14 protein-coding genes are annotated in these 13,589 nt (G+C 41.2%); 9 read left to right on the top strand and 5 right to left on the bottom strand.

Annotation, left to right across the window (positions count from 1 at the left end):
- Positions 1–8 precede the first annotated feature (8 nt).
- Genes HOP08_20530 through HOP08_20510 form a run of 5 tightly spaced genes read left to right on the top strand, consistent with a single transcriptional unit; the run spans position 9 to position 5,694 of the window.
- Entirely contained in the window at positions 9–3,608 is a 3,600-nt protein-coding gene (locus HOP08_20530) for a response regulator (GenBank protein ID NOT77316.1), read from the top strand.
- 5 nt (positions 3,609–3,613) lie between these two features.
- Positions 3,614–3,979, top strand: a complete 366-nt coding sequence (locus HOP08_20525) for a response regulator (GenBank protein ID NOT77315.1) — start codon at positions 3,614–3,616, stop codon at positions 3,977–3,979.
- A gap of 48 nt (positions 3,980–4,027) precedes the next feature.
- The gene (locus HOP08_20520; GenBank protein NOT77314.1) at positions 4,028–4,822 is read left to right on the top strand and encodes a protein-glutamate O-methyltransferase CheR; all 795 of its coding nucleotides are present in this window, start codon (positions 4,028–4,030) and stop codon (positions 4,820–4,822) included.
- Positions 4,822–5,409: a chemotaxis protein CheB gene (locus HOP08_20515; protein NOT77313.1), complete on the top strand. Its 588-nt coding sequence runs from the start codon at positions 4,822–4,824 to the stop codon at positions 5,407–5,409. The genes HOP08_20520 and HOP08_20515 overlap by 1 nt, the downstream gene beginning before the upstream one ends.
- 15 nt (positions 5,410–5,424) lie before the next feature.
- Entirely contained in the window at positions 5,425–5,694 is a 270-nt protein-coding gene (locus tag HOP08_20510) for a hypothetical protein (protein ID NOT77312.1), read from the top strand.
- Between the two features lie 8 nt (positions 5,695–5,702).
- On the opposite strand, the gene HOP08_20505 is transcribed toward HOP08_20510, so the two are convergent.
- Positions 5,703–6,179 carry a GNAT family N-acetyltransferase gene (locus HOP08_20505; protein ID NOT77311.1) on the bottom strand — a complete coding sequence of 159 codons (477 nt, stop codon included), beginning with the start codon at positions 6,177–6,179 and terminating at the stop codon, positions 5,703–5,705.
- A 30-nt stretch (positions 6,180–6,209) separates the two neighbouring features.
- The gene (locus HOP08_20500) at positions 6,210–7,322 is read right to left on the bottom strand and encodes an acyltransferase family protein (GenBank protein ID NOT77310.1); all 1,113 of its coding nucleotides are present in this window, start codon (positions 7,320–7,322) and stop codon (positions 6,210–6,212) included.
- 424 nt (positions 7,323–7,746) lie between these two features.
- Between HOP08_20500 and HOP08_20495 the strand changes: the two genes are divergently transcribed.
- Positions 7,747–8,019, top strand: a complete 273-nt coding sequence (locus HOP08_20495; GenBank protein ID NOT77309.1) for a hypothetical protein — start codon at positions 7,747–7,749, stop codon at positions 8,017–8,019.
- A gap of 76 nt (positions 8,020–8,095) precedes the next feature.
- Here the strand turns inward: HOP08_20495 and HOP08_20490 are convergent, their stop codons facing one another.
- Both HOP08_20490 and HOP08_20485 read right to left on the bottom strand, forming a co-directional pair.
- Complete coding sequence (locus HOP08_20490; GenBank protein NOT77308.1) at positions 8,096–8,266, bottom strand: hypothetical protein; 171 nt, start codon at positions 8,264–8,266, stop codon at positions 8,096–8,098.
- Positions 8,263–8,418, bottom strand: a complete 156-nt coding sequence (locus HOP08_20485; GenBank protein NOT77307.1) for a hypothetical protein — start codon at positions 8,416–8,418, stop codon at positions 8,263–8,265. The genes HOP08_20490 and HOP08_20485 overlap by 4 nt, the downstream gene beginning before the upstream one ends.
- Positions 8,419–8,575: 157 nt before the next feature.
- Here HOP08_20485 and HOP08_20480 point away from each other — a divergent pair, with 157 nt between their 5' ends.
- The 3 genes from HOP08_20480 to HOP08_20470 all read left to right on the top strand — a co-directional run bounded on the left by HOP08_20480 (position 8,576) and on the right by HOP08_20470 (position 11,167).
- Complete coding sequence (locus tag HOP08_20480) at positions 8,576–9,841, top strand: hypothetical protein (GenBank protein NOT77306.1); 1,266 nt, start codon at positions 8,576–8,578, stop codon at positions 9,839–9,841.
- 124 nt (positions 9,842–9,965) lie between these two features.
- Complete coding sequence (locus HOP08_20475; protein NOT77305.1) at positions 9,966–10,148, top strand: hypothetical protein; 183 nt, start codon at positions 9,966–9,968, stop codon at positions 10,146–10,148.
- Between the two features lie 116 nt (positions 10,149–10,264).
- Positions 10,265–11,167, top strand: a complete 903-nt coding sequence (locus HOP08_20470; protein NOT77304.1) for a cation transporter — start codon at positions 10,265–10,267, stop codon at positions 11,165–11,167.
- A gap of 5 nt (positions 11,168–11,172) precedes the next feature.
- Here the strand turns inward: HOP08_20470 and HOP08_20465 are convergent, their stop codons facing one another.
- Positions 11,173–13,410, bottom strand: a complete 2,238-nt coding sequence (locus HOP08_20465) for an ABC transporter permease (protein ID NOT77303.1) — start codon at positions 13,408–13,410, stop codon at positions 11,173–11,175.
- Positions 13,411–13,589 lie beyond the last annotated feature (179 nt).

Genomic DNA, 13,589 nt, shown 5'->3' with positions numbered 1-13,589 from the left:
GAAACTCTATGAATAATCTTAAACGTAATCTTCTAATTGGTTTTGGTGCATCGCTCATTATTCTGATCGTAAGCTCAACGGCATCATTCATCAGTATCAGCAACCTGCTTCAGGGAGCAAGAATGGTAAACCATACCCATGAGGTGATCATCAAGCTGGATGCATTGAGTGCTTCTTTGATTGACGCAGAGACAGGTCAACGGGGATATCTCCTCACGGGACAAAAAGAGTTTTTACAACCGTACCTCGATGCAAAAAGTCGCGCCATGGCTGCATTCCATGATGCGAAGAGTCTAACCAGTGATAATTCAAGCCAGCAACTAACACTCGAGGAGTTAAAAGAAGTTATCAATAGTCGCTTCGAGTTTTTTCAGAAGAGCATTGATGCAAAGCAGTTGGGCAATGAGATCAAAGCGGAGGATTTGCAGTCAGGTAGAATGATCATGGATGAGATCAGGAGAATCATTAAAATTATCAAGGACAGAGAAGAGCAATTATTGGAGGACCGCACTGCCAGTATGAATAGGTTTGCATCTTTTACTCCTATATTAATAGTAGTAGCTGCTTTGATTGCTTTGTTGATTACCGTGCTCTTCTACGCACGTGTTCAAAGTGATTTTGCGGAAAGGACACGACTTCAGCTCGAGCTTCAGGAGAAGGATGAAGATATAACACGCAGAATAGGAATTATCCGCAACATAGCTGATCAGATATCGCAGGGAAGCTATGATATCCGGGTCGATGACAAGCAAAGTGACTCGTTGGGGAATGTGGCAGGATCCTTAAATAAAATGGCGGAATCGCTCGACTATTCCTTTTCATTACTATCAGACAAAGAGTGGACACAGACTGGTGTTGCAAAATTGAATGACGTAATGATTGGCGAGTTGGAGGTTCAAACGCTGACGGCAGACATAATATCTTTCCTGGCCGCCTATACCAATAGCAACGCTGGAGCGGTTTATCTCGCAGAAGACGATCAATTGGTTTTTAGTTCTGGATATGCCTATGCTCCAAAGAAGGAGAGAACCAGATTCAAATTAGGAGAGACCTTAATTGGACAGGCGGCAATTTCCGGTAAGCTAATTGAACTAAGGAATGTTCCTCCTGAAAGTATTTACATCAGTTATGCAACAGGTGAAGCAAAAGCCACCCATATAATTGCCATTCCGGTATTAGATGGTAAGCTCTTAAAAGGAGTCATCGAGCTTGCAACCCTTAAAGAATTTACGAAAAGGGACATCGAGTATCTCTCAACAATTTCGCATAATATTGGTATCGCTATCTCCACTGCGCAAAACAGGAAACGTCTTCAGGAACTACTGGAAGAGACGCAATCTCAATCAGAAGAATTAAAGGCTCAGCACAGTGAGCTTGAAAACATAAACAGTGAGCTGGAAGTGCAATCAGAAGAATTGCAAGCTTCTGAAGAACAATTGAAAGTGCAGCAGGAAGAATTAAAAGAGGCAAATCATGAACTTGAAGAGCGCAGCAGATTGCTGGAGGAAAGAAATCAACTGATCAATGAACGCAATGTTGAAATAAAAATAAAAGCAGACCAGCTCGAGACAAGTGCCAAGTATAAGTCGGAATTCCTTGCAAACATGTCTCATGAATTGCGCACACCGCTCAATTCTATTCTATTGCTATCCCGACTCATGTCGGAGAATAAAGAAGAGAATCTGACGGGCGATCAGGTTGAATACGCAAAAGTCATTCAAAGTTCTGGCAATGGTTTATTATCACTGATCGATGAGATACTTGATCTTTCAAAAATCGAGGCAGGTAAAATGCAACTCGAGTATCAGCACATTGCTGTTGCAGAGATTATTAATGACATGACTTCGTTGTTCAATCCAATAGCGAAAGAGAAGGGAATTGAATTCAAGGTCAGGATTAATCCATCAACACCGGATAAAATTGAAACAGACAAAATGCGGCTTGAGCAGATCATTAAGAATTTGCTTTCCAATGCATTGAAATTTACGACGAAGGGTTCAGTGGAATTAAGTATTGCTCCTGACGATCACAATAAATCCTTATTAAAAATATCAATTTCCGATTCGGGTATTGGAATAGCAAAGGAGAAGCAGGATTTGGTGTTTGAGGCATTTCAGCAGGCAGATGGATCAACCAGGCGGAGATTTGGAGGAACCGGGCTTGGTCTCTCTATCAGCCGTGAACTGGCAAAACTTTTAGGCGGAGAGATCCGATTGAAAAGTGAGATCGATAAGGGAAGCGTCTTTACCATTTATGTTCCTGTTACACGAGAATCTATCTTACAAAACTCTGATAAAGAAAAGGAACAGGAAGCTGTTGTAGAAAAGGAAGTCAAGCTGACGGTAGAAGACAAATATATAAGCACCACTATTCCTCAGAATATTCCCGATGATCGGTTTAAGATCCAGGCAGGGGACAAGGTAATGTTGATCGTGGAGGATGATGTCAACTTTGCAAAATCACTGCTTGACTACACCCGTCAAAGAGGTTATAAAGGAATTGTTGCTGTTCGTGGCGATGAAGGTGTCGCGCTTGCAAAAGAATTTTCGCCATTGGGAATTTTGCTTGATATCCAGTTGCCAATAAAGAGCGGATGGGAGGTAATGGAAGATCTGAAGGGAAACTCTTTAACGAAGCATATTCCGGTGCACATCATGTCATCACACGAGGTGAAGAATGAAAGTTTGTTGAAGGGTGCGGTCGACTTTATCAATAAGCCGGTAGCCTTTGATCAGCTTCAGGATGTATTCAAGAAAATTGAGTATGTGCTTTCTCATCATCCCAAGAAAGTTCTGATCGTTGAAGAAAATTCAAAGCATGCAAAAGCGCTTGCATATTTCCTTGAAACCTTTGAGATCAGTCTTGACATAAAGAGTGATATCAAGGATGCAATTCAGACCCTCAAGGAAAATACGGTTGATTGTGTGATCCTGGATATGGGTGTTCCCGATCAGAAAGCCTATGATACTCTGGAGACTGTCAAGAAGACTGCAGGTTTAGAGAATTTGCCGATCATCATCTTCACAGGAAAAAGTCTTTCGCAAGCAGAGGAAATGAGAATCAGGAAGTATGCTGATTCCATCGTGGTCAAGACTGCCCATTCCTACAAACGGTTAATCGATGAAGTTTCTCTCTTCCTGCATATGATGGAGAAGAAAGATGACCAGTCGGCGGCTGTTGCCAAGTATCACAAATTCGGGACGCTCGATGAAGTTCTCCGCAACAAGACGGTGCTGGTAGTAGACGATGATATGAGAAATATTTTTTCATTGACGAAAGCTCTTGAGAATTACCAGATGAAGATAGTCACGGCCGTGGATGGAAAGGAAGCACTTCGTCAGGTGGAAAGTAATTCAAAGATTGATATCGTGCTGATGGATATGATGATGCCGGAAATGGATGGATATGACTCGACCGCTGCCATCCGAAGAAATCCTAAATTCAAGAGCCTGCCGATCATTGCTGTAACCGCGAAAGCCATGATGGGTGATCGTGAGAAATGTATCAACGCGGGTGCTTCCGATTATATCACGAAGCCGGTGGATATCGATCAGCTTTTATCCTTGCTTCGTGTCTGGTTATATGAAAAAGGTCTAAACAAACCTTAGAATTCATGTCAAAGAAAATCTTAATTGTTGACGACGACAATCGTAACATTTTCGCGCTATCGGCTGTTTTAAAATCCCGGGGGTTTACATGCATCTCAACAACTAATTCAAAAGAGGGTCTTGACATGGCCTTGAATAATAAGGAGATAGGAATTGTATTGCTGGATATGATGATGCCTGAAATGGATGGCTATGAAGTTCTTTCAAAGATTCGCGAAAGCAAGGTGAAAAAGATGCCTGTGATCGCAGTGACCGCCCAGGCAATGGTGGGTGATCGTGAAAAGGTACTCGCTGCGGGTGCGGATGATTACGTCTCCAAGCCTGTTGATGTAGATAAAATGATGAAGGTGCTGGACAAGTTCTTGAAATAGATTTTGGAAAATTCGCTAGAGGTAACGGAGGCTGATGTAAAGTTCATAATGGATGATCTCGTGGAGATATACGGCTACGATTTTACAAGTTACTCTCAGGCCTCTCTCAAAAGACGCATTAATCGATTGATAAAGATCGATAAGTTTCCGAGTGTGGCGGAGTTCAGATACAACCTTCGCGAGAACAAGGATTACTTTAACAGATTCATCGAGCAGATCACCGTCAATGTTACTGAAATGTTCCGCGATGTATCTTTTTACAAGACTCTTCGCGAACAGGTTTTACCGGTGCTGGCAACCCGACCGCTCATCCGGATCTGGCATGCCGGATGCTCAACAGGAGAAGAGGTCTACTCAATGGCAATCTTGTTGAAAGAGGCAGGTCTTCTTCACAAGTCATTGTTGTATGCTACTGATATTAATCCGGCGGTGCTCATGAAGGTAAGGGAAGGATTATATTCTTTGAACCTGATGAAACAATATTCAGAGAATTACATTTTATCGGGGGGCAAAAGAGATTTCTCATCATACTATACAGCACAGTATAGTGTTGCAAAATTGGATTCTGAACTTGGGAAGAAAATCATATTGTCTACTCACAATCTGGTTTCAGATAGTTCATTCAATGAGTTTCAACTTATCCTTTGCCGCAATGTAATGATCTATTTTGATAAGCCGTTACAAGACAGGGCTCTTAAATTATTTGATCAGAGCCTGGAGACATTAGGTTTCATGGCACTTGGTTCGAAAGAGAGTTTTAAATTCTCTGAGATCAGTAAAGGATACAAGCAGCTTGAAAATAAGGAGAAGATCTGGAGAAAGATGAAAAGCACTGATTATTAATGAAAGATCAAGGTTCAATAAAGTTATTGGCAATTGGCGGCTCTGCCGGAAGTCTCTCTATGGTGCTGAAGTTGTTGCCGCAATTCAAAATAACTTCCCGGATTGCTGTTGTCCTCATCTTTCATCGAAAGGCAACCGATGATACGACACTTGTAGATGTGTTGGCCCACCGCACTGACTTTACTGTAAAAGAGATTGAAGACAAAGATGAGATTGTTCCCAATATGATCTATGTAGTTCCCGCTGAATATCATGCGTTGATCGAGAAAGATCATACTTTCACACTGGATGATTCTGAGAAAGTGAACTTCAGTCGCCCAAGCATTGATGTGACATTTGAATCAGCTGCAGATGTTTATGGTGAATCACTTGCATGCATGCTCTTGTCGGGAGCAAATGAAGACGGCGTGAATGGTTTAAGAGAAGCTCAGAGAAAAGGAGGTTTTATTATTATTCAGGATCCCAAAACAGCCGAAGTTTCTTTTATGCCTCAGATGGCCATGGATACACTCAAGCCGGATTTTGTTATGACAGAGATTAATGTGGAGGAGATGTTTGGGCTGTTACGGGATAGAAAATCATTTTAGATCAAATCGGAATTCATGAAAAACGAAAAGATTGAAGTAGTTATCGTATTTAAAAAAGGAGTTTCAGAAGCACGATCAGAGGAGATTTTAAAAGATCTTTCAATTGACTTTCGCGAAGGAATGGACAGCAGTCGTGGCAAGATTTATTTTTACGCCACAGGAGGAAAATACATATTGACCTTTAAAGATGCGGGAGAAAAAGAATTGTTTGACAAGAAGCGATTATACTTTTTACCCGAAGTCCATGAGATTTATAAGCCAGACTGGGATATCACGAAAGATTAATGCTGTATTTAAGTCGTTAACTTAAATACATTAAGTGTTTCTTTATTTGCAATAATTTCCTTTTCAAATTCAAATCCAAGCTTCTTTAAAAGTCCGATAGATTTAATATTTTCTGGAATTGTGATTGCGTAAAGAATGGAGCTCTCCGGAAACAGATCATTCATGATTTTTTTACTGGCCTCATAGGCGAAACCCTGTTTGGCATATTCCGGAAGGAATGCAAACCCAATGTCATGAAACTCAAGATAGTCGCGTTTCAGAAGAGTGATGATTCCAATAGGAACATTATTTGAAGCAAGTTTTACAACCCAATATCTTGTGGTAGGATGATTCAATATTCTATGAATGTAATCAGTTGCCAGCTCGTCGGAGGTAACGTTCCTGTCGCCAATGAACTCAAGCCAGCCAGATGAATTGACCAATGCGCGGATGAAGGAATGGTCGGTTAATGATAATTGATCAATGATCAGTGTCTCCGTTTTCAAAGCTTTTGATTCAATCAAAATATTAAAATGCTAAACTATTTCTTTTATTAAAGGTGTTCTGACCAAAATCCATCCCAGCAGGAAGCTTACTGTAACTGCCAGACTTCCTGTCATCAGAAATTTCAGAAGAGATGCGATCTCCAGATCTTTCAGTAAAAGGGAGATGGTCACGAGTACCAGTGGGTGAATGATATAAACGGCATATGCACTTCGTGATAGTTCTTTTATCAGATCACTGGTTGTATTCCATTTTGACTTCCAAATTCCCAGAAGAGCAACAATGATGGAGATGCCTAGCATTTGCTCCCACATTGCATTGATAAATGAGTGTATCGTTAAGCCGCCAAGGAATTGCGTGATCTCTGCATGGGTAACTTCTTTTAATAAATAGATACAAGGAAATCCAATGATCAATAGGAGACAAGCAATGAGCTGCCACCTTTTACCCTGCTTATATGAAAGCGATTCAAACCAACGATTTCGATAGGCGATGATGCCGATAGTGAATAGCGCGATGTACTGGGGGAAATGTGCAAACTGAAATCCAACGGGCTCGAGTGTCCAGCCGATTGGAAAGAAAATCCTCACAACGAATGAGATCAATCCTAATCCCAAAGCAAAATAAAGTATATAGGAATTATCGGGTGCCGGTAAAAGAGTTTTTGACTTCTGTTGTGATTCAATAGCGCAATAGATCGTTGTAAATAAAAGAAGTGCGGCAGTAAACCATAGTACTCCCACCTGGATCCATCCTTCTCGGTTAAAGTAATAGTCTATGAATGATACTTCTTTATTATAGCCAAGTCTGATCAATATGTAGATCGTAACCGGTCCAAGTACAAGCGAATAGAAGATCAATGGAATCCCTAACCTTTTCAACCGATCGAGCAGAAATTTGAGTGTCCCTTTTCGATCCAGCGAAGCAGGAACGAAATAAGAGGAGAGGAGGAAAAACATTCCCATGAAGAACGATTGATTGGTTGACACAAAGACGGTCAACAATAGTCCTGAGGCCAACCCATCTGCTTTTTCATTATAGTACCATCCCCCCGGTGCACCGTAAGTAATAGCGGTGTGATGCAGGATCACCAGGAACGTCATGAAGACGCGGAGGTTGTCAATATAATTTTCTCTCTCCTTCATCGTGCCAAGATAGGTTCAGAATAATTGTGTTCAATTCTACCCATCAAATGATTTTCTATCCGATGATAGACTGTAACGACAAGCATATAACACCGCAGGCACAAGGTCAGGACACTGAGCAGACAGGCTGGATCATCCGAAGGTTAAGAGAGGGGAATAGGTAGGTAATCCGAAGGTTATCCGGGAAAAGTCCCGATAAGGTCTCGATAAGGTCTCCATAAGGTCTCGATAAGGTCTCGATAAGGGTAGGGATTTTGAACCCGAACGGTGCTGAATTTTGGACGGATTCATCCTTTTTCGGGTCTTTCTGATATGTTTCTTCAATTACGTAAAAACACGGCGTGAGATCCAAAAAAAGGAAAATAAAATTAAGGCGCGTGGCCGGCACACTATTTTATAATATCAGTTTATAAAACCATTTGTCATGAAAAGATTTAAAAGAGCCAGAAAGCATGCACCCGGAATTATCCTTGGACTTCTTGGAGCTGCTGCCGCCAGCATGTTCATTAGCTTTATGATCTCCACCTCAGGAAAAAATGTGACTGAGGCTGTCAAGAATAGAATCAAGCACGATGGTGAGCTTGCCAATGATCATTCTGATTCAGAAGATGAAGGTCATGTAAATGGCAGGAAATACAAAAAGACCCGCAAACAGGAAATTGAAAGCTCAGACGCTGGCGATCTGGGTCATTCCTGATTTCATAAGCCATATATTCAATTGCGATTGATCCAATTGAGCAGGTTAGAAACTGTGGAATCAGTTCCACAGTAGATCATCCCGCATCGGAATCATCAGCAATCTTATCTTCAGAAAACAATCCTTCCATTCCGGAAGTCAACTTCACTTTGAATTTGTTGCCTTTAATGGAAATTATAATTCCCTCACCTTCAGGAGTTAATACTTTCTGCCCTATCTCGAATTTAATGGGAGTAGTTGATTTCATAACTCTTCTTTAGGTGCCATTTTTTTCTGGAGTTCTCTCGCTTCATCTGTTGTGAGATCTTCGCCAAGACCCTGATGATTGTTTTTTCTGGAGAAAACCTTTTTAAGGCTGATAGTCTTCCTGGATGAGCCGTTCTTCTTTTGCTTTTTCATAAAGAATTTTAATAAAAAGACAAAAAATTCATGCCAAAAGGTCTTTTTACATCGTAGATCCTATATACGATGGTTCAGTGTTTGCAAGTAAGAAGATATGGTTGAAAAGCGATCAGGTGTAAAGAAGTCTGCAAAGAAGAAATTATCGGATACTGAAATGCTGGATCGGCTGCTTGCTGATACATTCCCTTACTTTCTTGAGCAAACCAATCCTGAGAATGGATTGATAGCGGATAAAACAAAACCAGATTCTCCTTCGAGCATTGCGGTCGTTGGTTTTGGATTATCAGTTTATATCATTGGAGTGGAGCGGGGTTTGATTTCAAGAGAAGAGGCGGCAAAAAAAACCCTTACTATCCTTCGGTTTTTCTATAACAGCAAACAGGGAAGAGGCAAATTTGCGACGGGATACAAAGGCTTCTATTATCACTTTCTTCACATGAAAACAGGTGAGCGCACCTGGAATTCAGAACTCTCCACGATGGACACAGCGCTCTTCATAACAGGCGCATTAAGTTCGGCGTGTTATTTCGTTGAGAAAAATAAAGAGGAGAAGGAGATCCGCGAACTGGCAGACGCATTGTATAAAAGAATTGACTGGCAGTGGGCGTTAAATAAAAAGAAAAGCATAACGCATGGATGGAAGCCAGAGAGTGGATTTATGCGCAGACATTGGGACAAGCATTTTAGTGAAGCGCATTTACTTTACTTTCTGGCTTTGGGTTCACCAACTTTTCCAATTGATCCTTCTATCTATCCACGCTGGACCGATTCATTTGAATGGAAGAAATTTTATGGTATTGAATACACCTATTCAGGTCCGCTGTTTATCCATCAATTCCTACACCTGTGGCTCGACATGAAAGGTTTGAAAGATGACTATTGCAGAAGAACTGGCATTGATTATTTTGAGAATGCAAGAAGGGCAACATTGATCCATCAGGAATATGCGAAAGATAATCCAGGAGATTTTCTGCAGTACAGTGAGCTTTCATGGGGACTCTCAGCCAGCGATGGTCCGGGTCCTTTTTCAAAAGTAATTAACGGTAAAAAAAGAGTGTTTTATGATTACAAGGCACGCGGTGCGCCGCTTGGGCCCGATGATGGAACGTTATCCCCCTGGGCAGTAGTAGCATCTTTGCCATTTGCTCCGGAGATCGTGCTGCCCGCCATGCGAAATGATACCGAACGATTGAATCTTCACGATCCAAGAATTTATGGATTGAAGGCAAGCTTTAATCCGACGTATGTTCAAAAGGACAAGGATCAATTGGGTTGGGTGTCGATGTGGCAATTTGGACTGAATGAAGGACCCGTAATCATGATGATTGATAATTTTCAGACGGGCTTTCTTTGGAAGCTTATGAAAAGTTGTAGTTATCTGGAAAAAGGCATCAGGCTGGCAGGATTTCGCAAAAAGTAGATTCTTTTTAAAATCAGAAAAAATCTTCGATAGGATGCCTTTTTAGGCAGGTTTTTAGTGGATGGCACGATTCTTTAGTATCGTATATAGATCGGAAACTAGATCCGAATAAAACATGAACTCAATGACAAATTCAAACGATCAGGGAAAACCATTGCGTAAGCTGATTGATATACCAGCCCCCATTCTTAATGATTTGAAAAGCCTGGCAATGCAGGCCAACAAAAACCTGAAGACTTATATTCAGGATGTTCTTGTTGAAATTGCAGAGTCAAACCGGAAGCAAACTTCCAGGAGTCAGGAATGATTTAAGCTGTAAACCGATTCGCCGGCTGCCAAACCGGGAATCATTTATGTGATTACTTTTCTACATCAGACTTTTGATTTGAATTTCAGCGGGTTTGTTGCCATCTTGAAAGTGACGTGAAACAATCCTCGGGAAACAAATCCATCTACGCAGCTTTATTTGCCAATCTGCTGATTGCTATTACAAAATTCATTGCAGGTGGATTTACCAATAGTTCTTCCATGATCTCAGAGGGTATTCACTCAGTGGTGGATACTACCAATCAGGTTCTTCTTCTGTATGGATTAAAAAGAAGTAAGAGGCCAGCGGATAAGCATCGTCCGTTTGGATATGGAAAAGAACTCTACTTCTGGGCATTCATAGTTTCCATTTTGATTTTTGGATTGGGTGGCGGACTGTCCATTTATCAGGGCATTAATCACATCGTCACTCCCGAAGAATTGACGGATCCCTTTTGGAATTATGTGGTCCTTGTCCTCTCTCTTTTATTTGAGGGCATTTCATTCGCAGTTGCTTTCAAGGAATTCAACAAAGTGCGGGGTGAATTATCAATCTGGAATACTGTCATTACCAGCAAAGACCCTGCAATCTTTCTTGTGCTTTTTGAGGATGCCGCCGCAGTTGCAGGTCTGTTAATTGTTTTAGTCTTCATGCTGATCGCTCATACACTGCATCTTCCCTATCTCGACGGTGTAGCATCTGTTTGTGTTGGACTGCTGCTGGTTTTCGTTTCGTTCATTCTTGCACGTGAAAGCAGAAGTCTGTTAATGGGGGAGGGTATTGCTCCCGAAACACAAAAGCTTATTAAGATTCTTGTTGAGAAAGATGCGACGATTGTGCGTGTCAAGAGTATGTTATCTTCCTATCAATCTCCGGAAGCTGTTGTGCTCATGCTTATTGTTGAGTTTAAGCCTGACCTGGACACTGAAGATATTACCAACGCCATCGAGCGCATACGTGTGAATGTGAAACTTGATTTCCCCCTGGTGCAGTTTGTTATCGTACAGCCGGAGGCTTAAGCGTGTTAGCCTTTCAGGGAAGAAGTTAAATTGGAACGATTAAGACTCAAGGCTTGGAACACACACAATGCTGAAATAATAAATGCACAATATGCAATCGGATAAACAGGATCAAGCCAGTTGAATTTTGTAGCGTAAACAAATGTTCTCAATAATTCGCTAAGGAAGATATAGGTGAGGGGTCCGAAAACAATTAATGCTATCAGCATTTCCTTTGCAAAAGCCTTTACAAGTAATTGAGTGATTTGTTGGATCGGCGCACCATATAATTTGTGGATAGCAATCTGTTTCATCTTATCGCGCACCAGACTTACGCTCAATCCATAAATTGCACAACAGGAGAGCAGCAATGAGATCATCGTAAGAATTTCCGATAGCACATTGAGCCGATCCTGATAATTCAGCCAGTTCTCAAAGCGACTATCAAGAAAATGAACATTTGATTTTCCTTCACGGGATGAAAATTGCCTGGATAATTCGGAAACAGTCCTGCGAATATCAACTTCAAGAACACGGACACATAGCCAATTGTAATTATAGTCGCTTCCCAGTTTTATAATGATTGGCTTCTCAGGTTGATTGAATTGCCCACTGAGATCTTGAATGACACCACGGATAAGACTGGTGTCCCTCTTAAACATGACCTTTCCATTTTTATTAACGATGACCATTGATTTGTCATCATTGACATTAAACCAGTTCCCCTCATCCATAGTAAAGTGAAAGAAATCCCTGAATCCAGCATCTGCCTTTAATAGATAAAGTCCGGTTCCAATCTCCTGGCTATTGATACGGTCAGGGAGTTGTGATACTCCTATAACATCTACAATGTTGGGATTGTCTTTCTTCCAGTCTGAGCGCAGTATCGAAATATGTTCATTGGTCATACCGGAGGGACTATCAATGTAAATAACCTGATCCTGATTCCTTCCGGGTTCTTTGATAAGTGAATAGTTGATTTGCCGACGAACAACTACAGAGGCAATGATCAGAAAAATACTAATGCCTAATTGGAGAAAAGTAATGGTGCGCTTGAAGGTTGGAAATGTAATGGTATCCGTACGGAGCAGTCGGTTAGGTGATGCTCTTATAAATCTAACCACTAAGAACAAAGGTGATAGAGTAAGGGCTATAAAGAGTGACAAGATGGTCATCAACAAAACGATGTCGCCATGGAGGAACATGTCGATGGTTCGCAAGCCAAGAATGGATTCAATGTATGAGTGTGCGCCCAGTAGCATCATCAACGCAATAATTAACGCAATGCCTACCAGAGTAAATGACTCTTTAAAAAAATCGTAAAATAATTTACTCTGACTTGTTCCTGAAAGTTTCTTGATTGCCAACTCTTTTGATCGATAGGGGAGTGTGAGTGTGGTGAGATTGACAAAACTCGTGATGGCTAAAAAGAGAATCAACCCGGCGATACACCCTAGAATAATTACACTGTAGCTGTCTCCGTGTCTTGCATCTTCACCGAGTACTCTTGGACCAAAATATATTTCAGTAATGGTCTGAAATGAGTACTCCAGTTTCCCTTTCTTAATAGGAGATGGATTGATGATTGATTTTCTTCCATAAACACCTGTCTCATCAGGGTCAAAGCTCAAACTCTTTATGACCGTGGGATCAAAAGCCAGAAAGACATTGAAATCTTCATGTGTATTTTGTGGAAAGTCTTTGAAGACAGCTGCTATAATGGCGGTAACGGTATCTCCGGAAGTAATGAAATGCATGCTTTTCCCTGAAGCATTCACTGCGCCTGTAAATCTCATTGCAGCACTGGACGACAGAATTACCGTCGGTTCATTGGGGGAACTGAATTTTCGAATGTCTCCATCAATACTTTCAAATGAAAAAATCCTGGTTATGGATGGATCAACAGCATGGATCTTTTGACCGTCGTAAGCCTGATCGCGGGATATAATTGTTATATCCTTCATTATTTTCACCCTTGAGACGGTCAATGAATCTTTTGAATCCGCTAATTGATGGATAATATCAATTGGAATTTTGGCCGACAATCTATTCCCGCTGTATTCCTCATCCGTTGTTCTTTGCAACACACGGAAGACGCTTTTAGAATCTTTATGATACGTATCGTAACCGAATTCATTGATAGAAAACAGGATGATCAAAATGGAGGATGCCAGCGCAATCGCCAGCGTAATGATCTTTAACAGGTACACCTCTCTGTTTCTAAGAATAATGTTGATAAAAAGCCTGGAGGGAATTTGACTCATGGATTCGAAACTAATCAATAATTCAGCCAGTAATGAGTATGAGAATTGCCAGGAAAACCACGAATACTTCTGTAAAGCCCTTCACTTTCGGACGTTTGGTTTGCAATAACGAACGAATCATGAACCACTTCAAGATACTGACGGGTTGGTCATAGCCAAAAGCTGCATTGTCATGTGTT

This window comes from Cyclobacteriaceae bacterium, assembly GCA_013141055.1.
Lineage (GTDB): Bacteria > Bacteroidota > Bacteroidia > Cytophagales > Cyclobacteriaceae > ELB16-189.
Note: the sequence above shows the minus strand (reverse complement) of the source record. Positions and strands in the feature narration are given on the sequence as shown.

Coding starts and splice junctions, on each gene's coding strand:
- HOP08_20515 (NOT77313.1), top strand. CDS start 4,822: ATGAAAGATCAAGGTTCAATAAAGTTATTGGCAATTGGCGGCTCTGCC.
- HOP08_20495 (NOT77309.1), top strand. CDS start 7,747: ATGAAAAGATTTAAAAGAGCCAGAAAGCATGCACCCGGAATTATCCTT.
- HOP08_20465 (NOT77303.1), bottom strand. CDS start 13,410: ATGAGTCAAATTCCCTCCAGGCTTTTTATCAACATTATTCTTAGAAAC.
- HOP08_20530 (NOT77316.1), top strand. CDS start 9: ATGAATAATCTTAAACGTAATCTTCTAATTGGTTTTGGTGCATCGCTC.
- HOP08_20525 (NOT77315.1), top strand. CDS start 3,614: ATGTCAAAGAAAATCTTAATTGTTGACGACGACAATCGTAACATTTTC.
- HOP08_20480 (NOT77306.1), top strand. CDS start 8,576: ATGCTGGATCGGCTGCTTGCTGATACATTCCCTTACTTTCTTGAGCAA.
- HOP08_20475 (NOT77305.1), top strand. CDS start 9,966: ATGACAAATTCAAACGATCAGGGAAAACCATTGCGTAAGCTGATTGAT.
- HOP08_20490 (NOT77308.1), bottom strand. CDS start 8,266: ATGAAATCAACTACTCCCATTAAATTCGAGATAGGGCAGAAAGTATTA.
- HOP08_20520 (NOT77314.1), top strand. CDS start 4,028: ATGGATGATCTCGTGGAGATATACGGCTACGATTTTACAAGTTACTCT.
- HOP08_20510 (NOT77312.1), top strand. CDS start 5,425: ATGAAAAACGAAAAGATTGAAGTAGTTATCGTATTTAAAAAAGGAGTT.
- HOP08_20485 (NOT77307.1), bottom strand. CDS start 8,418: ATGAAAAAGCAAAAGAAGAACGGCTCATCCAGGAAGACTATCAGCCTT.
- HOP08_20500 (NOT77310.1), bottom strand. CDS start 7,322: ATGAAGGAGAGAGAAAATTATATTGACAACCTCCGCGTCTTCATGACG.